The 23722-nt window shown below is 46.8% G+C and carries 22 protein-coding genes; 4 read left to right on the top strand and 18 right to left on the bottom strand.

Features of this window, described 5'->3' with window-relative positions:
- Nucleotides 1–102 precede the first annotated feature (102 nt).
- The 3 genes from yfcE to ACZMB2_RS05345 are packed head-to-tail and all read right to left on the bottom strand — an operon-like array spanning nt 103 to nt 3404.
- Nucleotides 103–645 carry a phosphodiesterase gene (yfcE, locus tag ACZMB2_RS05335; protein WP_487595854.1) on the bottom strand — a complete coding sequence of 181 codons (543 nt, stop codon included), beginning with the start codon at nt 643–645 and terminating at the stop codon, nt 103–105.
- The gene (locus ACZMB2_RS05340; RefSeq protein WP_487595855.1) at nt 623–2089 is read right to left on the bottom strand and encodes an AAA family ATPase; all 1467 of its coding nucleotides are present in this window, start codon (nt 2087–2089) and stop codon (nt 623–625) included. The genes yfcE and ACZMB2_RS05340 overlap by 23 nt, the downstream gene beginning before the upstream one ends.
- A gap of 1 nt (nt 2090) precedes the next feature.
- Entirely contained in the window at nt 2091–3404 is a 1314-nt protein-coding gene (locus tag ACZMB2_RS05345; RefSeq protein ID WP_487595856.1) for a VWA-like domain-containing protein, read from the bottom strand.
- A gap of 183 nt (nt 3405–3587) precedes the next feature.
- Here ACZMB2_RS05345 and ACZMB2_RS05350 point away from each other — a divergent pair, with 183 nt between their 5' ends.
- Nucleotides 3588–3947: a metal-dependent transcriptional regulator gene (locus tag ACZMB2_RS05350; protein WP_487595857.1), complete on the top strand. Its 360-nt coding sequence runs from the start codon at nt 3588–3590 to the stop codon at nt 3945–3947.
- A gap of 107 nt (nt 3948–4054) precedes the next feature.
- The gene (locus tag ACZMB2_RS05355; protein WP_487595858.1) at nt 4055–4615 is read left to right on the top strand and encodes a biotin transporter BioY; all 561 of its coding nucleotides are present in this window, start codon (nt 4055–4057) and stop codon (nt 4613–4615) included.
- 74 nt (nt 4616–4689) lie between these two features.
- Here the strand turns inward: ACZMB2_RS05355 and ACZMB2_RS05360 are convergent, their stop codons facing one another.
- A complete protein-coding gene (locus tag ACZMB2_RS05360) occupies nt 4690–6201 on the bottom strand; it encodes a 4Fe-4S dicluster domain-containing protein (RefSeq protein ID WP_487595859.1) in 1512 nt (503 codons plus the stop codon).
- A 103-nt stretch (nt 6202–6304) separates the two neighbouring features.
- A complete protein-coding gene (locus ACZMB2_RS05365; protein ID WP_487595860.1) occupies nt 6305–7018 on the bottom strand; it encodes a class I SAM-dependent methyltransferase in 714 nt (237 codons plus the stop codon).
- Between the two features lie 173 nt (nt 7019–7191).
- Here ACZMB2_RS05365 and pyrB point away from each other — a divergent pair, with 173 nt between their 5' ends.
- Entirely contained in the window at nt 7192–8112 is a 921-nt protein-coding gene (pyrB, locus tag ACZMB2_RS05370; RefSeq protein ID WP_487595861.1) for an aspartate carbamoyltransferase, read from the top strand.
- Nucleotides 8106–8543 (top strand): aspartate carbamoyltransferase regulatory subunit, encoded by a 438-nt coding sequence (locus ACZMB2_RS05375; RefSeq protein ID WP_487595862.1) that lies wholly within the window; start codon nt 8106–8108, stop codon nt 8541–8543. The genes pyrB and ACZMB2_RS05375 overlap by 7 nt, the downstream gene beginning before the upstream one ends.
- Nucleotides 8544–8606: 63 nt before the next feature.
- On the opposite strand, the gene ACZMB2_RS05380 is transcribed toward ACZMB2_RS05375, so the two are convergent.
- The 13 genes from ACZMB2_RS05380 to ACZMB2_RS05440 form a co-directional block, all read right to left on the bottom strand.
- Complete coding sequence (locus ACZMB2_RS05380; protein WP_487595863.1) at nt 8607–9827, bottom strand: AI-2E family transporter; 1221 nt, start codon at nt 9825–9827, stop codon at nt 8607–8609.
- 16 nt (nt 9828–9843) lie between these two features.
- The gene (locus ACZMB2_RS05385; RefSeq protein ID WP_487595864.1) at nt 9844–11157 is read right to left on the bottom strand and encodes an ABC transporter substrate-binding protein; all 1314 of its coding nucleotides are present in this window, start codon (nt 11155–11157) and stop codon (nt 9844–9846) included.
- 9 nt (nt 11158–11166) lie between these two features.
- Nucleotides 11167–11844: a response regulator transcription factor gene (locus ACZMB2_RS05390; protein ID WP_487595865.1), complete on the bottom strand. Its 678-nt coding sequence runs from the start codon at nt 11842–11844 to the stop codon at nt 11167–11169.
- Nucleotides 11837–13147, bottom strand: coding sequence for a sensor histidine kinase (locus ACZMB2_RS05395; RefSeq protein ID WP_487595866.1), 1311 nt, complete (start codon nt 13145–13147; stop codon nt 11837–11839). Before ACZMB2_RS05395 ends, ACZMB2_RS05390 begins: the two co-directional genes overlap by 8 nt.
- A gap of 15 nt (nt 13148–13162) precedes the next feature.
- On the bottom strand, nt 13163–14107 hold the full coding sequence (locus ACZMB2_RS05400; RefSeq protein WP_487595867.1) for a sugar ABC transporter substrate-binding protein: 945 nt from the start codon (nt 14105–14107) through the stop codon (nt 13163–13165).
- A gap of 143 nt (nt 14108–14250) precedes the next feature.
- Nucleotides 14251–15222 (bottom strand): ABC transporter permease, encoded by a 972-nt coding sequence (locus ACZMB2_RS05405; RefSeq protein WP_487595868.1) that lies wholly within the window; start codon nt 15220–15222, stop codon nt 14251–14253.
- 25 nt (nt 15223–15247) lie between these two features.
- On the bottom strand, nt 15248–16732 hold the full coding sequence (locus tag ACZMB2_RS05410) for a sugar ABC transporter ATP-binding protein (protein ID WP_487595869.1): 1485 nt from the start codon (nt 16730–16732) through the stop codon (nt 15248–15250).
- 86 nt (nt 16733–16818) lie between these two features.
- Nucleotides 16819–17853, bottom strand: a complete 1035-nt coding sequence (locus tag ACZMB2_RS05415) for a sugar ABC transporter substrate-binding protein (RefSeq protein ID WP_487595870.1) — start codon at nt 17851–17853, stop codon at nt 16819–16821.
- Between the two features lie 189 nt (nt 17854–18042).
- Complete coding sequence (locus tag ACZMB2_RS05420) at nt 18043–19164, bottom strand: carbohydrate kinase family protein (RefSeq protein WP_487595871.1); 1122 nt, start codon at nt 19162–19164, stop codon at nt 18043–18045.
- A 14-nt stretch (nt 19165–19178) separates the two neighbouring features.
- Nucleotides 19179–19862: a D-lyxose/D-mannose family sugar isomerase gene (locus ACZMB2_RS05425; protein ID WP_118769239.1), complete on the bottom strand. Its 684-nt coding sequence runs from the start codon at nt 19860–19862 to the stop codon at nt 19179–19181.
- Between the two features lie 25 nt (nt 19863–19887).
- Nucleotides 19888–20754, bottom strand: a complete 867-nt coding sequence (locus ACZMB2_RS05430) for a class II fructose-bisphosphate aldolase (protein WP_118769238.1) — start codon at nt 20752–20754, stop codon at nt 19888–19890.
- An 80-nt stretch (nt 20755–20834) separates the two neighbouring features.
- The gene (locus ACZMB2_RS05435; RefSeq protein ID WP_487595872.1) at nt 20835–22046 is read right to left on the bottom strand and encodes an ROK family protein; all 1212 of its coding nucleotides are present in this window, start codon (nt 22044–22046) and stop codon (nt 20835–20837) included.
- Nucleotides 22047–22222: 176 nt separating this feature from the next.
- Entirely contained in the window at nt 22223–23707 is a 1485-nt protein-coding gene (locus ACZMB2_RS05440; protein ID WP_487595873.1) for a glutamate synthase subunit beta, read from the bottom strand.
- Between the last annotated feature and the right edge of the window lie 15 nt (nt 23708–23722).

Genomic DNA, 23722 nt, shown 5'->3' on the forward strand with positions numbered 1-23722 from the left:
ATAGTTTCCTCCTCATAAAAAGTATCATAAACTTTTATCATTGACTAATTATAATGCATTTATTCACGATTGCAAGCTTTTTTGTGAATAAATATAAATATTTTAGATCCGATATTCCATATATACCTGTCCATCCAGATCCTTCCACTGGAACAGTCCGTCCTCATAAGTCATATAACTGTGGGCACTTTCTTCTTTCGGAATAGAGACAGAGCCCGGATTCATATAAATATAGGTCTCATGCTCTCTGCATACCGGCACATGAGTATGTCCATGAAGTAAAATGTCTCCTTTTCCCAGCATCGGCAGATTCTTTTCATTGAATACATGTCCGTGGGTCAGGAAAATCATGCGCCCTTTTTCGTATAAAAATCCATAATCCGCCAAAATCGGGAATTCCAGTACCATCTGATCCACTTCCGTATCGCAGTTCCCGCGGACACAGAGAATTTTCTTCTTCAAAGGATTCAGCATCGCAATAACTTCCTTCGGTGCATAATCTTTCGGAAGATCATTTCTCGGACCGTGGTAAAGAATATCTCCCAAAAATACCAGCCGGTCCGGCTGTTCCTTCTCCACACGCTCCAGTAGTTTTCTGCAATAGTATGCAGAACCATGAATGTCAGATGCGATTACAAGTTTCATATTGTTCCTCCATTTCTTTTAACTGATCCCGAAGTTTCTTCTCCAGATCTTTTTCTTCTGTAATATGGTCATATTCCGGTCTCTGGAATCCAAAGAGCCGGTAATCCCCGTGATGTTTCAGTCCCCAGAGCCAGTCTGACAGCTCCAGATCTGTCCCAAATGCATGTACCAGGAAATCCGTTCCCCGGTTCATAGCCGCTAAAACAGCCTTCTTTTCTTCTTCCATGGAATGTTTTCCCGGCAAGCTGTCATCCATGCCATCCAGAAGTTGCCGGTCTACCCATTGTTCCAGCCGTTCTTCCTGATCCTTTAAGAGACCATGTTCTTTGCGGACGCGAAGTTCTTTCTTCCGTTGTTCCAAAAATTCCCGCAGGGTTCCTTCTCCGTGTTCCGTGAAATAGCGATCCCGGTAGGACAGCACCTCCTGAAGACGCTTCTGCTGCCGCACATGGATTCCATAGGAAGTCATCCGCTCTGATACAGCTGCCAGCAGATGGTGCACACACATACATGCCGCATCTTTTCCTTCCTGCTGCAGATTCTGCATCAGTTCTGTTTCTTCTGATTCCGGCAGTTTTCCGTCCAGAAGTTCCGGCAGCCTGTACCGTCCCTGGAACTTCCGGTCCATCCGGTAATAGGTATCAAAATCTGCCGCCACCTCCGGATTGCTTAAAAATTCTGACATAAAAGAGGTTCCTACTGCCAATCCCTGTCGTTCATACTCTTTTAAAACCGCAGATAGATCTTCCCATCCTCTGGCCGTGACAAACTCTTTCTTCTTCCGGATCTCCGTTACCTGATAGAACTGTTCCGGCTTCATTTCCAGATAGGAAAGCACCGCCGGATGTATGCCCCTCTCCACTGCATAGGACTGCCATATCCGCACGTCTGCCTCTACTTCCAACGTCCGCACCCGATCCAGTGCCGCCATATCCAATTCCCGCACTGCGTGATTAAATTCCGGCGGATTTCCGGCCGCCACTATGATCCAGCCCTCCGGCACCCGATGGGTTCCGAACATCTTAAACTGTAGAAGCTGTAGCATGGTAGGCGCCAGTGTCTCCGACACACAATTGATCTCATCCAGGAAAAGAATGCCCTCCCGGAATCCGGTTGCTTCCATATAATCATAAATGGACGCCACGATCTCACTCATGGTGTATTCCGTCACTGTACAGCTTTTTTCTCCATATTTGTGCTGGACCAACTGAGGCAGACCGACCGCACTCTGCCTGGTATGATGGGTCATGGCATAGGATACCAGTCCCACACCGCAGATTCTGGCTGCCTGCTCCACCACAGCCGTCTTACCGATACCGGGCGGTCCCATAATGAGAAGCGGCCGCTGCCGCACCGTCGGAATACGGAAACATCCGGCTTCGTCCCTGGCTGTATATGCCCGCAGAGTCTCGATGATCTCCTCTCTGGCTTCCTGTATATTCATACTATATCTCCAATCCAAGGGTCAGGTCTTCCGCCCAGTCCGGCGCCTTTCCCTTTTTCAGTTCCTGGTTTAAAAATACGAACGCTGTTTCATAGGAAGGAATCCAATCCGGATAAATCCCATCCCCATCCGTAAAATACAAAAGTCCTTTCAGATTTGTCAGTTCCTTTTCACGGATCATCTTATCCACCAGCCGGAATACCGGAGTAAAATCTGTGTCCCCGTGTCCTTTCACTTCCACATGATTCACATACTCCTGCCATTCTTCCTGACATGTGATTCGCACATGCTCCTGAATCACGCAGTCACACTGAAGGATGTGGATATTCATGTGTTCAAAAAAATTTTCCCGTTCCCGAAAGATTTCCCATGTCTCCGTGAGAAACTGCCGCACCACTTTTCCTGAACAGGATCCGGACGTATCAATAGCAATGACAAATTCCCGTAATCGCCGCACTTCCTTATATTCCAAAGGTTCCAGCAGCAGCAGATTTTCATACATTCTGCGGCTGTAATCATAAGGAAGATAGTCAAAACTGTCTGTATCAAGGCTGAGAGTCTCACCCCAGACGGCATATTTTCTCAAAAATTCCCGATAATCATACTGCCGGTCTTCTTTCAGTCTGATCATTTGGCTCTGTCCTCCGGCGCTGCCGCCTGCCTGCCGCTTATGCTCCTGACGCTGCACGGATGCCTGCATCCAGACTGTCCTCCACCGGTGAACCGCTTCTGTACAGAGCTTCAGCTCTTCCACCCGCTCCGAAATCCGTTCCATATGATGCTCCGGTTCATCGTCTTTCCTCCAGCAGCTATGGTCATCCCACCGGAAAGTCTGCTCCAGTTCCCGGATCTGCTCCTTATTAAGATGCAAAAGCCACTCTGCGACACCCTGTTCCGTCAATTCCGCCCCTGCTTCCTGGATTTTCCGGTAGCTGCGGCTCCTCTCGGCTGGTACCGGACGAAGAAATCCCGGTACATCTATTCTGTCAATTCGATATTCCGTCATCAGATCACATGCCAGCCACCAGAGTTCTTCTTCCACTTTTTCTTCCCGCAGAGGGTGAAGATATAACCCATGAAGCAGAAGATGCAGATATCTGCGGGCCAGTTTTGCTGTACTCTCCTCAAAAAATCTACAGACTTCATCCGGGTTCCAGAAAATCCGTAGTCCATCTGTCCCAGATACGTCACTTTCCAGCCATTCATTTACCGGCACCATCAGAGCACCTCCAAGCCAGGGCAGCCGTTTTCGAATCCACAGATCCGCCAGTTTTACCGCCTTTTCTGCAAGCTCCTGACTTCTTTCTTCTTTCATATCGTCTCCTCATCCTGCGTCATTACTCGTAACGATTTACTCTGAATAGTTAACATTATACGATGTTCCTTCCTGTTTTTCAATTGCAATCCACCTCCTCATGTGGTATGCTATGGATATAAAATACCATGTCTAAAGGAACTTTTTCCTTGGATTCGGGAAGTGAAGGGGGAAAAGCGAACTATGAAAATGCAGGAATCTCCTGAGGATTACCTGGAAGCCATTCTGGTACTCTCTAAGGAGTTGGGAAATGTCCGTTCCATTGATGTAGCCAACTATCTTGGTTACAGTAAGCCAAGCATCAGTGTTGCCATGAAACGTCTCCGCGAAAATGGATTCGTTGCACTGGACGATCATGGTAATCTGGTATTAACCGGCGCAGGTCTTTCCATTGCTTTGAAAATATATGAAAAGCATCTGGTCATTCAGCAGTTTCTCGTATCCATTGGGGTCAGTGAAGAAACCGCAAAAAAAGATGCCTGCCGTATGGAGCATGTCATCAGTGATGAAAGTTTTGAACGAATCAAATTGATTTCCCGATAATTTACGACTCTGTGGAATCCGGACAAGGATTCCGCAGAGTTTTTTATTGACTACAGTTAACCGCCTCGATATAATAGTTATTAATTTACGAAAAGAGGTTGACTGTTATGAAAAATTCAAACACTTCCACTCAGACCATCGCCATGGTGGGTATGTTCACTGCGGTCCTCGCAGTTCTCTCCATTCTTCAGATTCCCATGCCTTCCGGCGTTCCGATCACGCTTCAGACTTTTGCAGTTGCATTGTGCGGCTTCAGCCTGGGACGCAGACGCGGTACCCTCTGTGTCCTGTTATATCTGATTCTCGGTTTCATCGGAGTTCCGGTCTTTACCGGCATGACCGCAGGCATCGGCAAACTGTTCGGTTACACCGGAGGTTTCCTGTATGGATTCTTATTCCAGGCATTCTTCTGCGGCATGGGTGGAGAAATGAAAAACCATGTGACCGGCGGCATTCTCGGTCTGGCAGGACTTATGATCTGTCATGTGCTGGGAGCTTTTCATTATTCCATCATCGCACAGATGGACTTTATCCCCTCATTTTTACTGGTATCCGTACCTTATCTGCCGAAAGATATCCTTTCCGTAGCGGGGGCGATGGTAGTATACATCATTCTGAAGAAAACCCTGGCAAAAGGAGGCATCTCCCTCACTTCCCATACTGTGTAAGAGCTCACACCTGCATACAGTTATGTGAGAGAAAGCCGGAGCATTTAACGTGCTCCGGCTTTTTTATTGTTCTCTTATAATTCTTCCAGCTGCGGAAGAAGATTCTCATATGCTGTATCCATGCAATCTGTAAATGCTGCCTGCTTCTTCATAAGTTCCAGAGAAGCATTGGTCTTCTTAATGGGCTGGATCGTTCCTGCTCCGGCAATACAGCCGCCCGGACAAGCCATTCCCTCCAGCAGATATCCATTATATTTTCCGGCTTTTGCAAGCTGCATCATCTTCTTGCAGTTTGCCAGGCCTTCTGCACTGACCACCTTCACTTCACGATCCGGATCCATCCGTTTCACCGCTTTGACAACTGCCGCTGCCACACCGCCACTGGCTGCGAATCCGCGTCCGTCAGCACTTGCCTGCATAAGGGGTTCTCCGTCCGGCAATTCTTTAAAATTCACATTCTTTGCATCAAACATGCCCTGTAATTCCTCAAAAGTCAGAACAAAATCCACATAGCTGCGGACAGTTCTTCGGCTTGCTTCCAGCTTCTTTGCCGCACAGGGTCCCACAAAGACTACCTTGCAGTCCGGTTCCTTCTGTTTGATCATGCGGGCTGTCAGTACCATAGGTGTCAATGCCATGGAAATACAGTTCGCATATTCCGGGAACAGCTTTTTCGCCATCACAGACCATGCCGGACAGCAGGACGTTCCCATAAACGGCAGTTTCTCCGGTACTTCCTCCATAAAATCCTTTGCCTCTTCAATGGTACAAAGATCCGCGCCTACCGCTACCTCTACCACATCCTTGAAGCCCAGCGCCTGGAAGGCTGGACGGATTTTCTCCGGCTTCATATCCGGACCAAACTGACCTGCCACAGCCGGTGCCACGATGGCATATACCGGCGTCTCACTCTTGATTGCCAGAATGGTCTGGAAAATCTGGCCCTTGTCCACAATTGCACTGAAGGGACAGCTTACCAGACACATACCACAGGAAACGCACTTATCCTGATCGATTTCTGCTCTTCCGTGCTCATCGGAGTGGATCGCATTCATACCGCAGGCTTTGGCACAGGGGCGTTCCTGATGGATGATCGCATTATAGGGACAGGCATCCACACATCTTCCACACTTGATACATTTTTCCGGATCAATATGGGACTTGCCATTTACCATTGAGATGGCCCCCTTGGGACAGACTTCCTTACAAGGATGCTCCAGACATCCCTGACATCCTTCCGTTACGATCACACGGTTCTCCGGGCAGGAATGGCAGGCGAATTTGATAATGTTAATAAGAGGCGGTTCATAATATTTTTCCTCTACAACACTGGCCTCCACTCCCTGGGAAATCAGAGAATGCTCAGAAATCTTCCGAAGGGAAAGTCCCATCGCCACACGAAGACGTTCTCCCACGACAGCTCTCTCCAGAAAAATGCTCTCTCTGTAAGATGCTACCTCTCCGGGTACTATTTTATAGGGAAGTTCTTCCAGTTTACTACAATCACCACCTTCATAAGCCATGCGGGCAATCTCCGTAAAAATCTGATGACGGATTTTTGTCTTTGATGAATAAAGTCCTCTCATACTCTGCTCTTTCCTTTCTGTTCGTTTTTTCGCTGCCGATTATTGTAGCATGAGCAGGAAGACTCACGCAACTGTCACTTTGTTATATCCATATTCATATTCGTTATTTGACAGCTGTCACAAAAAAATTCAATACCAGGCGATGTCCGTCCTGCAGGATTTTGTCGTTGGTCACCTCTGATACGAGTTTCTTCGGTTCCAGTGCTTTGAGCACGCTCATATCCCATTCCGGTCGGAATTTTCTCGCCAACGGTAATTGCTCACCGATCCGGTCAATGGGATTGGCGCTGACTCCCTGCATATGTTTATGCTCCCAACGGGTACGGTCGCCGTATTCCTCATCTGTTACATAATAATAGAAATTTCCGTCAAAATTCATGAGTGTACCATCTTTTTTCAGTACCCTCATCCATTCCCTGTAGGCCTGCTCCGGTGCTTCCAAATTCCACAATACATTCCGGCTGATGACCAGATCAAAGCGCTCATCTTCAAAATCCAGATTCTGGGCATCCATCCGGAGAAATGTTACATTCACCCCAAAGTCCGCAGCATTCTTTCTCGCCTCTCCAAGCATATTTTCTGTATAATCAATGGCCGTTACTTCATACCCCATCTTTGCCAGCAGAATCGAGAAAAATCCTGGTCCGCATCCCACATCCAGCACAGAATGGCAGGGATGCCCCTCCAGCGCCTTCTGAATCCGTTCTTTCCAGACTGCCAGATGAGATGTATCCTCCAGCTCCTCCCGGTTGCTCAATGTATATCCTTCCGCCCGACTGTTCCAGTACTGGCGGATTTCTTCCAATGTCTGACTCATGTTACTCTATATCTCCCTTTTTACTCTTCAGACCAGTATATCGTCTGCAGGTATTCCAAACAAGCCTCCCTGGGGGATAATTTTCTTCAAAAAAGATCTTGCATTTTTATATAGAATGGTGTATTCTCTTGGGTTAGAGAGTTTTAAAAACATCGACATATTAGGAGGTATCTATGAGACATCTGATGAGTCCCCTGGATTTCAGTGTCGAAGAGCTTGACCATCTTCTGGATCTTGCCCATGACATTGAACTGCATCCGGAAAAGTACGCACACGCCTGTGAAGGCAAAAAACTTGCAACTATTTTCTATGAGCCAAGTACTCGTACCCGTCTTAGTTTTGAAGCTGCCATGTTAAATCTTGGCGGTAATGTTTTAGGTTTTTCTTCTGCAGCAAGCAGCTCCGCTTCCAAAGGTGAGAGCGTTTCTGATACCATTCGTATGATTTCCTGTTTCGCCGATATATGTGCCATGCGTCATCCAAAAGAAGGTGCACCCATGGTAGCCAGCGCTGCTTCTTCCATTCCGGTGATCAACGCAGGTGACGGCGGTCATCAGCATCCAAGCCAGACATTAACTGATCTTTTAACAATTCGTTCTTTAAAGGGACGACTGGATCATTTTACCATCGGTCTGTGTGGAGACTTAAAATTCGGCCGCACCGTTCATTCTCTGGTACGTGCACTGGCACGTTATGAGGGTGTCAACTTTATCTTCATCTCTCCGGAAGAACTGAAGATGCCAAGTTATATTAAAGAAGAAGTTCTGGAAGCCAACAATATTCCCTATCGTGAAGTAGAACGTCTGGAAGATGTGATGCCGGATCTGGATGTGCTCTACATGACCCGTGTGCAGAAAGAACGCTTCTTCAACGAAGAGGATTATGTACGTCTGAAGGACTTCTATATCCTGAACAATCAGAAAATGGAACTGGCAAAAGAAGACATGATCGTCATGCATCCGCTTCCCAGAGTCAATGAGATTGCTGTCGAAGTGGACAAAGATCCGAGAGCTGCTTATTTCCGTCAGGTGCAGTATGGCGTCTACGTCCGTATGGCTCTGATTCTCACACTTCTGGAGGTAAAAGTATGTTAAATATTGGTGGACTTCACGAAGGTTTCGTACTGGACCATATCGAAGCCGGCAAGAGCATGGAAATCTATAAATACCTGGGACTCGATAAATTCGACTGCACCGTTGCCATCATCAAAAATGCAAAGAGCAACAAAATGGGCAAAAAAGACATTATCAAGATTGAGTGCCCGATTGACGAAATTGACCTTGACGCCCTTGGTTTTATTGATCACAATATCACCGTCAATATTATCAAAAATGATAAGATCGTGGAGAAGAAAACTCTTTCTCTTCCGAAGGAAATTCACAACGTGGTAAAATGCAAGAACCCACGCTGCATCACCTCCATCGAGCAGGAGCTTGAGCAGATCTTCCTTTTGACCGATCCGAAGAAGGGCATTTACCGCTGCAAATATTGCGAAGAGAAATACACTCACAAGAAGAACGCATAGTAACACTTTAGATGTCTAAAAGAGGCATGACCGGAATTTCCGATCATGCCTTTTTATCATTTTTTATTCTTTTGTTGCTTTCCTGATTCCAAGACGGTCATGCATCCAGTCCCGGATCAGATGATAGACAAATCCAAAGATCGGTACTCCGACAATCATGCCCACAATGCCAAAGACACCGCCGAACAACAAAATAGCGAACAACACCCAGAAACTGCTGAGCTGAGTCGTATTTCCCAGAATCTTCGGCCCCAGGATATTTCCGTCAAACTGTTGGAGCACAATGATAAATACCACAAAATACACACACTGAATGGGGCTTACCATTAAAATAAGCAATGCAGTTGGAATTGCTCCGATAAACGGTCCAAAGAAGGGAATAATATTCGTCACGCCAATGATCACGCTGACCAGCACCGCATAAGGCATCTTGACAACCGCCGTGAAGATCATACAAATCAAACCGATAATCAGAGAATCCAGAAGTTTTCCTTTTACAAATCCCCCCAGATATTCGTTCAGTACGTTCGTCTCCCGAATAATCCATTCTGCCTTCTGTTCTTTTCCGGATGCTTTTTCTTCCTCCGTCATTTCCCGGTCGCGGAAAATAGCATGGGTCATCAGACGGGCCTGACAACAGAACAGTTCCCGGCTGTTCAGAAAATAAACTGCCACAATAAGACCAATAATCAGGTTTTTTGCCACACCGATCATGGTCAGAAGGCTTGCCGATACACCTGTAATGATATTATTAATATTAGGAAGCAGGCTGGTTTTCGCAAAATTCTGCACATAATCCATGATGTCCGTAGAATACTGCTCCACATATCTTAGCATGACCGGATTATCTTCCACCAGCTTTTCCAGCCAGATACTGGCTGTCTGAATGTACCCCGGCATGGCATCTACCAGAAGAATCACACTGTTGACCAGCTGTGGTACCAGCATGGCGATCAATGCATAGATAATCAGACAGAACAGCAGAATACTCAGCAGAATAGAAATTCCCTTAAAGAGACTTTTGAGTTTCTTTGCTTTTTCCGGCGGACGGCGCTGCAGCTGCGTTTTGTCTTCCAGATAGGTTTGGATCACTTTGCATACCGGAGTCAGAAGATACGCAATTACTGCTCCATAGATAAAGGGCATCAGAATATTAACGACCATCTTCACATAATGTCCCAGCTCCTCTAACCGAAACACTACAAAGAAGAAAAGAATACACATGGCCACTGTCAAAAATACAGCCAATCCTTTATAATAATAATCCTTCCACTTTTCGTTCATATTTATCCTTTCTCTTTTACTGCTGAAGATAGCTGTTGACGGTTCTCTGCAGAATCTTCAGACTGCTGTCGATGGTCTCATCATTTTCCAGAATCTGACCAATCTCACTGTCCGCCAAAGCCAAAGCCTGTTCGTAACGTTTAAACTGCGGTTCAATCTGACCTTCTTCTATAATTCTTCCCAGAAGTCTGCCGCTGATAACCGTATCACTCTCTTCCATATCCTCCTGCACGATGCTCTCCATCTCTTTAGACTCTGTTACTTTCTTCAGTACCGATGCACCCTGGGAACTTCGGAAAATCTCCGTTTGAATTTTCTCATCATACGTCAAAAGCTTTAAAAATTCCCATGCCAGCTGCTCATGTTTTGTATGAGCGCTGATTCCAATAAGAAGACTGTCTACCTGTGACAAATTGCCGCCCTGATAGCCAGCCGGCATGGTAATACAGTCCCACTGGAAATTGGCATAACGCTTGATCTTGTAAGGATATGTTTTATATGTACGGTATTCTGCAAAGGTCAGAGGCATAAATACCACGTTACCGGCATTGAAATCTTCCTGGGTTACTTTCTGTCCCTGATAAAGATCATTTAGTCTCCGTACAAACTGAATAGATTCCACTACTTTCTCATCCGTGAAATTGCTTTCTTTGCCGTCTGCTTCAAAAATTTCTCCACCATTGGAATAAACTGCATCCATCCAGCCAAAATTATAGCAGCCAAACTGATCCAGGACACCGTCTCCGTCTAAATCCTTGGTGGTTTTCTGGCAGATGCTGTACATCGTGTCCCAGTTCCAGTCCGGGTTCGGCATGGCAATGCCTTCCTTTGCCAAAAGCGTTTTATTTACAAACATCAGAGTAGGCACCGTCTCATAGGGAAGCGCATACTGTACCTCTCCATGCTGTCCGGAGCGAAGCGAGCTGCTGAAATATTTTTCTTCATCAAAATCCGGATCTTTTTCCATAAGAGGCTCCAGATTCTTCATAACACCCATGGAAGAAAACTGATTAAAATCCGTCCCCAGCACCATGAACACATCCGGTTCCTTGCCTGCCAGCAGTTTTCTGGAGAACCACTCGGAATAATCATCCTTCCGGACACCACTGTAGTAATGAATCTTCACACCTGGATGCTCTGTCTCGAACCGTTCAATCGCCTGATCAATGATGACAAAACTATTGGCATTGGCCACATCCCAGTTACTTCCAGTAATCATCCCGAATTCCAGAATGGTCTCCTTCTGTCTTCCAGCCCAGGCCGCACCGCACAAAAGAAGCGCCGTTCCAAGCACTGCCAGACAGGCAAAGGCTTTTTTCTGTCCTTTCATCCGCGCCTCCTACTCTTCCAGCTCTGCCAGTTTGCTGGCCGCATTGGTCTGAACCGCCCAGATAGCCAGCTGTGTCCGGTCTCTTAAGTCTAATTTATTCAGAATACTGCTTAAATAATTTCTCACCGTGCCATCAGAAAGTCCCAGAGTCTCTGCGATTTCTTTATTAGAAGCACCTTTTCCAACCTGCACGATAATCTTCCACTCCGTCCTGGTCAGCTCTTCTGCCGCTTTATTTCCAACAGTAATGGAATAATCAGCCTGTGCCATCTGTGAAAACAGTTTAAACACCTTGGTGGCTATATCCGGATTGATCATCGCCCGGCCACTGTAGACGGTTTTAATGGCATTCTCCAGTTCATCCATGGAAACACCTTTCAGGAGATAACCGCTGGCTCCGAACTTCAATGCGTTGTAGACATACTCATCATCATCAAAGGTTGTCAGAATAATAATCTTGATCTGCGGATAGTTTTCTTTAATGATCTTGGTGCACTGTACCCCGTCCATCTTTGGCATCCGGATATCCATAAGAATCACATCCGGCTTCTCCTTCCGGATACTGCGGATCACTTCCTGTCCGTCTGCCGCCACATCACACACCTCAATGTCAGCCTTACTGTTCAATACAATCTGCAGACTCTGCCGGATCAGTTCCTGATCATCCGCTATCAATACTTTAATCATATGTCTCCCCCCATCGGATCGGAATCCGGGCAGTCACCGTAAATCCATCTCTGCCGTCAAAGGACACCGTTCCTTTTAACATTTCAATTCTTTCTTTTATATGCTTGGTTCCAAAACCACTCTTCACTTTTTCACAACCAATTCCATTATCTTTGATAACCAGCAGAATCTCACCGTCAATTTTCTTCAGGGTAATCCAGATCTTTTTCGCCTGTCCGTGACGAACCGCATTGGTAATACTCTCCTGAATCACCCGGTAAATGGCATTTTCTTCATCTTCATCGAACTTCAGATATTTTTCCTCAGTTTCAAAATAAATCTCCACATCGGATACTTTACTCATATCCATGACCATTTTCCGGATAGCGACCTCCAGACTCAAACGATCCAGTGCATCGGGCCGCAGCTCATTCACAGAACGCCGGATTTCCTTAATGCCGTCCCTGCTGACCTGTGACAGCATCTCCAGCTGTTTCTTCGTCTGGTCCGGAGCCATATCAATCATGGCAAGGCAGGCATCCAAGCCAGCCGTAATACCGGTCAGGGTGTGTCCCAGCGTATCATGAATCTCTCTGGCCAGACGGTTCCGCTCTCTTGTCTGGGCCATCCGCTCGGACATATCCGCATACTCCTTCAGCTGCTCATTGGCCGTCTGCAGCTCATGATAGAGCTGATTGACTTCTTCAATGGTGCCTCGCTGCGCATTAATAACATAGACACAATAGACAATGAACAGAATAATATTCAATGAAATAATAACATTATAAATACTGAACAGATACTGCTGGGTGTTGGAGGGATAATACCGGATATAATCCGATACACTGTAAAGAGGTTTATAGATGGATAACAATTCATAGTCCGCTACCAGATACCCTGCAATGGCCATAGCCACGAAAAAAATCTTCACCTTTCCATCCTTGACATAGGCAATGACATTGGCAAATACCAGAAGCAGCAGTCCATTATAATTAAAATCCATCTGTACTACCAGACTGACACAAACAAAAGCATCCACCGCCAGAGTACATACCGTCAACCGGCTATGCTCCTGCTGACACACCTGCCGCACGGCAAAGGTCACCACCAGCACCAGCATCATTCCCATGCAGACTATGAGATTCTCCCTGGGGTTCACCGGAATGGTCACAACATTGTCCAAAAAAGTTCTCGCATCATAATGAGCCAGGATCCGGTTCGTGGTCACATAAATAAAACCACAGATAAGTCCTACTGCAATGATATTCAATATCAGCATGGCCGCCTGAAAACTCGTGACATACTGGTCTTTTTTATCGTTCATAATTCTAGTTACTCCTTATTGCCAGCCGTTAATCTCGTAATCTCCCAGATTTTCTCTGGTCAGCATCTCCGGTTCGATACTGATATAAGGTTCCACTTCCTCTCCATCCAGATACTGATACGCCGCCTCTGCGGCTACTCTTCCGATGGTCTTTGGACTCTGGATACTGGTTCCTGTCACATAACCTAATTTCAGCATGGATTTGAAATCCGGAGATCCGTCAATGCCGTAGATCAGCACTCCATCCTCCCGGTGATACTGCTGCAGGGATGCCAGTGCGCCAAGAGCCGTCGGATCATTTCCTCCCATCACCACATCAAATTCCACATTGGTTTTCAGAATCGTCGCCATGGCATCTGCGGAAATCTCGAATTCGCCGGCCCCCACAGCCTGGGCCACAATCTCATAATTGGGGTTGTCTGCCATCGTGTCCATAAATCCTTTAATACGGTTATTGATGGATGCCTGAATGGGATTGTTGATTACCACAATCTTCGCCTGACTTACCCGTTTCATCATGTCCTGGGCGCAGAGTACCCCCGCCTGATAATTATCCGTCTCAATGGCCGCCGTCACATATTCCATGTCCTTTACCATGGTATCAATATCGATCACCACTACTCCTGCTTTCTGACAGGCTTCCAGTGCCGGGCGCACTTTTTCCAGATCCACCGGGTTCAGAAACAGAACTTCGATTCCTTCATCAATCATTTCCTGAATCTGGTCATTCTGTTTTTCCTGATTCTGGCTGGGATCTCTAGAAATGAGAATATCTCCGTTTGCCTCCACCACTTCTTCAATGGCTTCATGGAGCACATCAAAATACGGATTATTCCGGGTCATATAGGTAGCACCAAAGATCTTTGGCTCATGCTCACTTTTTGTATCTCCCACCATACCGCATCCTGACAGCGTCAAAATGCAGATCAGGATCCATGCAGTCAGTCTATATTTTTTCATTCTCTGGCCATCCTCCCTCATGTGTTTCATTATAACACCCAAATTCTAAACCTTCCATAAATTTGGCGAAAAAAAAAGAGCCTCTGTACCAGAAAGTACAGAGGACTCTGCTTTTATGTTCCATTATATGGATATTTCTGTCATTAACGACCGGCTTTCTTATTACGCAGGAAGTCTACGTATACAGCCAGCAGGATTACAAGACCTTTTACGATATACTGGAAGTTGGAATCCACTCCCATCAGGTTCAGTCCGTTGTTCAGAACACCGATGATCAGGACACCGATTAAAGTACCGCCGATACGTCCGGAACCACCACTCATGGAAGTTCCACCAACTACTACAGATGCAATGGCATCCATCTCAGCTCCGTCGCCGGCTGTCGGCTGCCCGGAATACAGACGGGATGCGATGACAACACCTGCAATACCAGCCATAACACCGGTATATGCATATACAATAAATTTTACTTTCTGAACACTGATTCCTGAAAACTTTGCTGCCTGTACATTACCACCTACTGCGTAGATGTGACGTCCCAGCTGGGTTTTGTTGATCATAAGTGCCGCAAGAATAAATATGATAAACATCAAAATAACCGGAGTCGGAACCGGTCCTACATAACCGGCACCCGGGAATTTGAATGCATCCGTCATACAACGAATTGGAGCACCGCCAGTCAGTACCAGTGCAATACCCTTTGTAATGTTCATGGATGCCAGCGTTACAATGAAAGGCGGGATGTCGGTCTTACAGATGATGAAACCATTGAACAGACCTACTGCTGCACCAACTGCGATTGCTGCGATAAATCCAACAGCCTCCGGAAGTCCGAAGTTTACCACGCATCCTGCTGCCACAACACCGGACAGAGCGATAACAGAACCTACGGAAAGGTCGATACCGCCAAGGATAATAACCATGGTCATACCGGTTGCCAGGAACAGGTTGGAAGCGTTCTGACGAAGAATGTTAAACATGTTCTTCGGGGTCAGGAAGGTGCTTCTCGTGGTCGGGAATACGGTCAGGAAAATGAACATTGCCAGTAATGCAATGATAATACCAATATTGTCTTTAAAATATTTTACAACTCCATTTTTGAATCTGGTTGCCATAATGTCTTCTCCTCCTTCGCTTACACTATTTCGCCGCCAGTGTCATGATGCTTTCCTGAGTAACGGTGTCGTGATCCAGACATCCGGTTACACGTCCCTCATTCATGACATAGATACGGTCGCTCATGTTAATGATCTCCGGAAGCTCAGAGGATATCATGATAATTGACATGCCCTGCTTCACCAGCTCATTCATGATGGCATAGATCTCTGCTTTTGCACCGACGTCAACACCTCGGGTCGGCTCATCCAGAATCAGAACTTCCGGATTGGTAGCAAGCCAGCGGCCAATTATTACTTTCTGCTGGTTACCACCGGACAGGTTGCCGATGATCTGATCCTGACTCGGAGTCTTTGTCTTCATCATGTCAATATATTTCTGTGTAATTTCTTCTTCTTTCTTACCATCTACATGGAGATGTCTGATAAAGCTTCCAAGCACCTCAATGGTGGAATTGAAGCGGACACTCTGTACTTTGTAGAGTCCCTCTTCCTTACGGTTCTCAGGTACCAGCGCAATGCCATATTTGAGCGCATCAATGGGGGATTTGATCTTTACTTTCTGTCCCTTCACATAGACGTCTCCGGTTGCATGGGGTGCCAGTCCGAAAATCGCTTTCATGGCCTCGCTTCGTCCGGCACCTACCAGACCTGCAAAACCGATAATCTCACCCTTATGTAATTCAAAGCTTGCATCTTTGGCCATCTTACCATCGGAGATATGCTCACATTTTAAGATCACTTCTCCCGGCTCCAGATAGTCACGGGTGTAATAATTAGTCAGCTCACGGCCAACCATCAGGGCGATCAGATCGTCCGTTGTTGTCTCTTTTACTACTTTTGTTCCTACGGTCTGACCATCTCGCATAACCGTTACACGGTCACAGATCTCAGCCAGCTCACTCATCTTATGAGAAATGTAAATAATACCTACACCTGCTTTTGTCAGGTTTCTCATAGTATTAAACAGGAAACCAACCTCTTTATCGGAAATGGAAGAAGTCGGCTCATCCAAAACCAGAATCTTGGAATTAAAGGAAATTGCTTTCACAATCTCCACCATCTGCTGCTGTGCAATGGTCAGATGTTCAACCAGCATATTTGCGTCGATATGCATTTGATAGGTATCCAGAAGCTTCTGTGCTTCTTCTACCATCTTTCTGCGGTCTACGTTCATCTTGGTTCCCGGCTCTCTGCCCAGAAAGATATTCTCCGCAACTGTCATATAGGGAACCAGCACCAGCTCCTGGTGCACAATGGATATACCAGCATGGCGGGCTGCCACGACGCCGTCAATATTCACTTTCTGCCCGTCAATGATAATTTCTCCCTCTTCTGCATGGTAGATTCCACCCAGTACCTTAATCAAAGTGGATTTACCCGCTCCGTTCTCCCCAAGGAGAGCGTGTACCTCACCGGCTTTCAGCTGAAGATCTACATTCTGCAGTGCCTTTACACCGGGGAAGGATTTACAGATTCCTTTCATCTCAAGTAAGTACTGTTCACTCACCAATCGCCACCACCTGTCTCATCTCAGAAAGAGGCTTTGCTCCGCTCCCGAAGCAAAGCCCCCAGTTATTCTGTTCTGTTAATTACTTACTGCCATCCGTCAGTTCCGTACTGGTCTACATTGTCTGCAGTTACCAGGAAAGTATCGATCGGAATCTCTTTCTCAACTTCTTTACCATCTAACCAGTCATATGCAGTGTTTGCAATGGTCTGACCAATGGTGATCGGGGACTGGGCACCAGTTCCTTCAAGGATGGTATCTTTCAGAAGAGCTTTTACGTCCGGAGAACCGTCAACGCCGTAGATCAGCGGAGTTACGCCAGCTGCGTCAGCTGCTGCATAAGCACCAAGAGCGGTCGGGTCATTTCCACCGAAGATAGCAACTACATCTGGATGTGCAGTTAATAAATCCTGTGCCTTTTCGTTAGCAACCTGCTGGTTACCCTGAGCATCCTGCTGTCCAACTACATTAAAGGTAACACCGGACTCTTTGATTGCGTCCAGGAATCCGTTGGTTCTGTCTGTTACAGACTGCATGGTCGGGGAATCCAGTACAAGGATATCTCCTCCGTCCGGAACTTTCTTAGCCAGGTCTTCACCACAAACATAACCTGCATTGTAGTTATCAGATCCTGCATAGGAAGTAAGGTAGCTCATGTCACCAACCTGAGTATCAAAACCAAACATCGGGATACCTGCATCTTTCAGCATATCCAGTCCCGGGATGATACCATCAGCATCAACCGGGTTTACGAACATGACCTCAACGCCTCTGGAGATCATATCCTCGATCTGGTTAACCTGAGTATTGGAATCGTTTGCCGGGTCCATGGAGATCAGCTGATCACCGTGGCTCTCAACCACTTCACGGATTGCACCTTCCAGAGTTACGAAGAACGGGTTGGTTCCGTCCATACAGGTGTAACCGAAGATTTTTCCTCCCTCAGATGCTGCTGCATCAGCAGTATCTGCTTCTGCGGTATCATCTGCTGCTTCGGTGGTTTCCTCAGCTGCTGTATCAGAAGAAGTATCTGCTGCTGTAGAAGATGAGCTGCCGCCGCAAGCGGTTAAAGATGCTACCATTGCTGTACACAGAAGTGCACAAAAAACTTTCTTTTTCATTTTGGTTTTCCTCCCCTAAAATGATTTTGTTTTGTGATGTTTGTATCATAAATGATTTCCTGTCTTTGTACACCTGTACAATGTAACAACTTTTTCATGACATTTGTCATATCCCATATGGCGGTTGTCACAACAAAAAGGAACCATGTCATGCGGTTTGTCGCATGAACACGGTTCCTGTCGCTTTTTTTATTCTGCGGTCTTCCATCCCGCCGCGATCTTCTCTTCCAGCTCCGGAAGGGTATGAAGTCCGCTTAAAGTATCCACAGCCTCCACGCAGGATGCCCCCTGGGCCGCCGCCAGCTGAATGCAGCGTTCTACCGGATAACCTTTCAGCATGGAGTAAAGAAAACATCCAATACTGGAATCTCCTGCTCCGGTGCCGGAAAGCACTTTTTCCGGAATGAAGCTCTTCTGAAATCCGGATTTTTCCGTCCAGTCTTCTACCTTGAGCTCCACCGCTTCCGGAATTTTTCCGATCAGATCTGCTCCGGCGGTCTGATAATACATGCCTCTGGCTCCACATTTGAGCATGAGTACTTTCACGCCCAGCTCCATGGCCTGTGCAGCCAGCGGACGGATATCTTTTTCAAGATCAAGAATCTCTGTTACATCCTCTTCGCCAGCCCGTTCCATCCATGCATCATAGCGCGGGCGATCCAGCATAAAGCACAGTTCTTCAATACTAGGCACAAAGAAATCCACATGAGGCAGTACATTGGAAAGGAATTCTCTCCAGTCCACCAGTCCCTCCGGAGATTCCGGATCAACAGCCGCCAGATCCAGTGACATAGCGGCACCCTTTGCGTGTACTTTATTACAGAGTTTTACCAGCTCTGCTCCGTCATTTTCATACATCTTTCTCATAAGAGGCGGATATCCGAAATGCACCAGTGCCGCTCCGTCAATCAGATCATCGGACAGATCATCTGCCACGAAGGTATCATTGGCCCCCGGTCCATGAAGGAAAATCCGGTCAATTCCCGGCGGTGCAATGACAACCGTGTAGGAAGTGTCCACATTTTCATCGATGATGAGGTCTTTTTCTGTCCCATGCTGTTTCATCATGGCCAGCATCATCTCACCCAGGGCATCTTTTCCGATCTTTCCTGCCAAGCGGACATTGGCTCCCATCTTATGAAGGGCAAGACCTGTATTTGACACGACACCTCCTGTGTAGACAACCGCTTCACCGGTACGGATCAGTTTGCCCGGACACAATACCTGGGAAATACTTTTCTTTTTACTGCTCTGAAATACCGGTGTAATATCCACACTGATATGTCCGGCCACTACGATTTTCTTTTCCATAGAGATATCCTCCATCAGTCTTTTGCTGCCGGATATTCGGTACACAGATAGCGGTAAGGCGGCTCATCCTCTTCAATCTCCGGGAACCGTCCCATCTGCTCATAGAAGCAGTTATCATTCTCATCATCGTTACACATGGAAACCTCACCCAACAGAACCGGGCCGCCCTCTTTCGGCATAACGAAATCATGGTACAGATACTGGGTGATCGTAATGCTCTCGCCCGGAGTCAGTTTGATTCTGGTTCCTGCAGGAACGGTTCTCTTAACGCCATCTGTGACAACTGTTACATCTGTATCCAGTTTTTTGTTGCCTTCTGCTCCGTTAAATACGGTAATATAGAGATCATTTCCACCGCGGTTGATAATATCTTCCATCTTGCTCCAATGATAATGAAGTGGAGAATCCTGTCCCGGATAGAGCATCAGCAGTTTTTCTGCATATGGTTTTTTATATTTCGGGTCTTTCAGATTACCATTACGGATGGTGACCAGTGCAAATCCCAGCTCATCGAATCTGCCAAGGCCATAATCTGTAATATCCCATCCTAATTTATTGTCACGAATCTCGTCACACTCATGACCTTTTTCATCCCACTCTTCCGGCGTCCAGCTGCAGAAGGGCGGCAGATGAAATCCATTTTCTTTTGCCAGAGCTTCCATATCCTTAATAACCTGATTGATTCTGGAACGTTTCATTGTGATAAATCCCCCTTTTTCACCCTTAGTCCTGACGTGCAAAAGTACGCATTGCTTCTTTTACATTTTCTTTCATGGCTTCTTTTGCCACTGCAGTTACGCTGGTGTAGAATGGCGGAACTCCTTCTTTGAGCTCTGCTGCCCACTTCTGTACAGCGATTCCTGCTGCGCGGTCCATATAAGTAAAGTAGTTGATCTTACGAACACCTGCCTTAATGGCTGCATGAAAATCTTCTTTGCTGACTCCGGAGCCGCCGTGCATAACGACCGGAATGCCGTTGGTCTCTTTGCGGACATTCTCTACAACAGAGAAGTCAAGGCGCGGTTTCTTCAGATAAATACCATGGGTAGTTCCGAAGGAGCATGCCAGTGCGTCAACACCGGTTCTTGCGACGAAATCTTTTGCCTGTACCGGATCAGTGTAAATCTTGGTCTCATCATCTTCACCGCTGCCTACACCTTCGCCGGACTCGGTTTTGCCCATGCTTCCAAGCTCTGCCTCGATGTCAGCGCCCTGTGCATGCGCCAGCTCTGCTGCCAGTTTGGTATTTGCCACATTCTCCTCATAAGGAAGAGTAGATCCGTCATACATAACAGAAGTGAATCCCATGCTCAGTGCAAATTTCACGCGGTCAATGCTGTCGCCATGATCCAGATGTACACATACCGGAACTTTTGCTTTCTTTGCAAAATCTACCATCAGCGGTCCCATCAGTGCCAGCGGGTTATGTACCTCATGCACCGGTGCAAACTGAATGATCACCGGCAGATCCATCTCCTCCGCAGCTGCCATAACAGCCTGCAGGCTCTCAAGATTCGGTGCGTTGAATGCACCGATGGCAATCTCTTTCTCCTCTGCTACTTTCAGAACTTCCTTTAATGTTACCAACATGATAAAATTCCTCCTTCTTATTTTTGGTCTATCATGATATATTTTCGTGGACCTCTGTCCATTGCGAACCTTGTAAATCACTATTCAAACAGTTTTCCTTCAAAAATGGCAGTCAAAAGTGCGCCTGCACAGCCAAATACTGTGCCATCCGCCTTAAAATGAGACTTCATCACCTGAATTCTCCGATACCTTCTGGTCAGGAGCCGTCCATTCGCTGCTTCTTCCGCAAGCCGCAGATACATGTCCGGAACCCAGTAACCATCATAACCGATAATTACTTTCTGCGGATTCAGTCCATTGGAAAAATTTGTAATGCCGCAGGATAAATATTCCGCCATTTCCCGGAGCACCAGATCAATCTGTTCCTCTTTCTCTGAAAGAGCGGTTCCTCCTCTCTCTCTTCTGTCCAGAGCCAGATTCATTTCCTGGCAGAATTCCCGGAAGCTTTTCATTTCTCCGGTCAGCTTCTGCAGCTTTTCCTCCAGCACTTTGCTGGAAATATAAGTTTCCAGACATCCCCTGCTTCCACAGTTGCAGAGCCGTCCTTTCCAGTCAATGCTCACATGTCCAAATTCACAGGTCATGCCATTGGTACTGGTATAAAGTTTTCCGCCGACTACCAGACCGCTTCCGACACCATTCGCCAGTACCACGTAAATGAAATCTTCACAGTCACTTCCATTTCCATAATATTTTTCCACAATGGCAGCCCCATTGCTCTCACTGTCAAAGTAGACTGGCATATGATAGCGAAGCTCAATCTCCTTCTTCAGCTCCAGATCCTGAATTCCAAAGAAATTGGTAGGCTTCAAAATCTTCCCTCTGAGAATGTCCGAAGGTCCCAGTGCCGCAATGCTGATCCCCCAGATCCGTTCGCCCTTTGCTTCCGCAAAAATCTGCCCAATCGCATCCAAAATCTGTTCCATCAGATTTCCTGCATTCGCTTCAGTTACCGGAAAGTTGATCCGCTTCAGGATATTCAGCTGCAAATCACATAAAATCACATTACAGCCTTCCCGATACAGATGGACACCGATCAGTTTCGGTGCCCTGGGAGAAATACTGAGAAGAATGGGATTCCGCCCTTTTCCTTCTGTCTGTACCTTTTCCCGTTCTTCCAGCATGCCGTTCTCCAGAAATTCATTGACGATGTTCGAGACCGTCATCTTGGCAAGTCCTGTCTTCTGTGCCAGTTCAATACGGGAGCTGCATTCTCCGGTGGCAATCAGCTTCAACAGCAGACCACGGTTTTTTTGTTTTAAAAGTTTGTTATTCACTCCTGTTTTCGGCATCTGCTTTTGCTCCTGCTCATTAGTACAACGCTTTTACTTTATATCTACATGATACATCCCTTTTACTAATTGTCAATAGTTTTTGATGAAAATATGCAAAAAAAATTACCAGGCACCGAATCCCTGTACAAAATACACAAATTCAGTGTCTGGTAATGATTCACTTTTCACAAAGCTTAAAGGTTCGTATAACCCATAAGAGATTCATCCACTTCTTTTGCCACATCTCTTCCCTCGCGGATGGCACGTACCACCAGCGACTGGCCGATGTGCATATCACCTGCGGTAAAGACATTTGGTATGTTGGTGGCATGTTTGCCCGGCTCCGTTGCCACATTGGTACGGCCGTCCACATTGACTCCGAAGGCTTTGGTCACATAATCCTGACTTCCAAGGAATCCGGCTGCGATGAGTACCAGTTCTACATCCAGTACAAATTCACTGCCTTCTACCGGGACCATCATCATACGTCCGGTCTTCTCGTCCTTCTTGCTTTCCAGTTTGACAATCTTTGCCTGTTTGACATTGCCGTTCTTGTCCTTGATGAACTCCTGAACCGTGGTCTGATAGATTCGAGGATCATGTCCGAATTTGGCAATGGCTTCCTGCTGACCGTAATCCGTCTTGCAGATTCTGGGCCAGATCGGCCACGGATTATTTTCCGCTCTCGTATCCGGAAGCTTCGGCATCATTTCCAGCTGGGTGACAGATTTGCAGCCCAGGCGGATAGAAGTACCGACACAGTCATTTCCCGTATCTCCACCGCCAATAACCAGCACATTCTTGCCCTCTGCCGGAATATATTTCTTATCCGCAAAGTGGGAATCCAGGAGACTCTTCGTGGTAGCCGTCAGGAAATCCACTGCAAAATAGATTCCTTTGGCATCTCTTCCAGGTGCTTTGATATCACGGGGATTGGCAGCACCACAACAGAGTACGACGCGGTCATATTCTTTTAAAAGCTGCTCCGGCTTTACATCCACCCCTACATTGCAGTTGGTGATGAAGGTAACGCCTTCTTCCTTCATAATCTTGATCTTACGCTCTACAATGTGCTTTTCCAGCTTCATATTCGGGATTCCGTACATCAGAAGCCCTCCCACACGGTCACGGCGTTCATAAACAGTTACGGAATGTCCGCGGTGATTTAACTGGTCTGCAGTCGCCAGTCCGGAAGGACCGCTTCCGATGACAGCTACTTTCTTACCTGTACGTACTTTCGGAGGTCTTGCATGGGCATAGCCTTTCTTGTATGCATTTTCAATAATGGCAAGCTCATTGCCCTTGCTTCCTACCGGATCTCCGTTTAAGTTGCAGGTACATGCTGCCTCACAGAGTCCGGGACATACACGTCCTGTAAACTCCGGGAAGTTGCTGGTTTTGGAGAGGCGGTAATACGCCTCCTCCCAGTTTCCCATATAGAGCATGTCGTTCCACTCCGGCACCATGTTCTGCAGCGGACAGCCGGACATCATACCGCCCAGCATCTGTCCTGCCTGGCAGAAGGGCACGCCGCATGCCATACATCTGGCTCCCTGTTTCTCCTGTTCTTCTCTGGACAGGGGTGTGTGGAACTCGTTGAAATGTTTAATTCTCTCCAAAGGCGCTTCTGCCTTTGCATTTTTACGTTCATAATCCAAAAAGCCTGTTGGTTTTCCCATTTCCGTTCGTACCTC

The organism is Hominiventricola sp., from assembly GCF_057604405.1.

Bases quoted from the DNA above. Each gene is read 5' to 3' on its own strand.
- ACZMB2_RS05390 (WP_487595865.1), bottom strand. From the start codon at position 11,844: ATGATTAAAGTATTGATAGCGGATGATCAGGAACTGATCCGGCAGAGT.
- ACZMB2_RS05435 (WP_487595872.1), bottom strand. From the start codon at position 22,046: ATGCCGAAAACAGGAGTGAATAACAAACTTTTAAAACAAAAAAACCGT.
- ACZMB2_RS05430 (WP_118769238.1), bottom strand. From the start codon at position 20,754: ATGTTGGTAACATTAAAGGAAGTTCTGAAAGTAGCAGAGGAGAAAGAG.
- ACZMB2_RS05385 (WP_487595864.1), bottom strand. From the start codon at position 11,157: ATGAAAGGACAGAAAAAAGCCTTTGCCTGTCTGGCAGTGCTTGGAACG.
- ACZMB2_RS05425 (WP_118769239.1), bottom strand. From the start codon at position 19,862: ATGAAACGTTCCAGAATCAATCAGGTTATTAAGGATATGGAAGCTCTG.
- ACZMB2_RS05340 (WP_487595855.1), bottom strand. From the start codon at position 2,089: ATGAATATACAGGAAGCCAGAGAGGAGATCATCGAGACTCTGCGGGCA.
- ACZMB2_RS05350 (WP_487595857.1), top strand. From the start codon at position 3,588: ATGAAAATGCAGGAATCTCCTGAGGATTACCTGGAAGCCATTCTGGTA.
- ACZMB2_RS05395 (WP_487595866.1), bottom strand. From the start codon at position 13,147: ATGAACGATAAAAAAGACCAGTATGTCACGAGTTTTCAGGCGGCCATG.
- ACZMB2_RS05420 (WP_487595871.1), bottom strand. From the start codon at position 19,164: ATGGAAAAGAAAATCGTAGTGGCCGGACATATCAGTGTGGATATTACA.
- ACZMB2_RS05415 (WP_487595870.1), bottom strand. From the start codon at position 17,853: ATGAAAAAGAAAGTTTTTTGTGCACTTCTGTGTACAGCAATGGTAGCA.
- yfcE (WP_487595854.1), bottom strand. From the start codon at position 645: ATGAAACTTGTAATCGCATCTGACATTCATGGTTCTGCATACTATTGC.
- ACZMB2_RS05405 (WP_487595868.1), bottom strand. From the start codon at position 15,222: ATGGCAACCAGATTCAAAAATGGAGTTGTAAAATATTTTAAAGACAAT.
- ACZMB2_RS05440 (WP_487595873.1), bottom strand. From the start codon at position 23,707: ATGGGAAAACCAACAGGCTTTTTGGATTATGAACGTAAAAATGCAAAG.
- ACZMB2_RS05400 (WP_487595867.1), bottom strand. From the start codon at position 14,107: ATGAAAAAATATAGACTGACTGCATGGATCCTGATCTGCATTTTGACG.
- ACZMB2_RS05375 (WP_487595862.1), top strand. From the start codon at position 8,106: ATGTTAAATATTGGTGGACTTCACGAAGGTTTCGTACTGGACCATATC.
- ACZMB2_RS05365 (WP_487595860.1), bottom strand. From the start codon at position 7,018: ATGAGTCAGACATTGGAAGAAATCCGCCAGTACTGGAACAGTCGGGCG.
- ACZMB2_RS05345 (WP_487595856.1), bottom strand. From the start codon at position 3,404: ATGAAAGAAGAAAGAAGTCAGGAGCTTGCAGAAAAGGCGGTAAAACTG.
- pyrB (WP_487595861.1), top strand. From the start codon at position 7,192: ATGAGACATCTGATGAGTCCCCTGGATTTCAGTGTCGAAGAGCTTGAC.
- ACZMB2_RS05380 (WP_487595863.1), bottom strand. From the start codon at position 9,827: ATGAACGAAAAGTGGAAGGATTATTATTATAAAGGATTGGCTGTATTT.
- ACZMB2_RS05355 (WP_487595858.1), top strand. From the start codon at position 4,055: ATGAAAAATTCAAACACTTCCACTCAGACCATCGCCATGGTGGGTATG.
- ACZMB2_RS05360 (WP_487595859.1), bottom strand. From the start codon at position 6,201: ATGAGAGGACTTTATTCATCAAAGACAAAAATCCGTCATCAGATTTTT.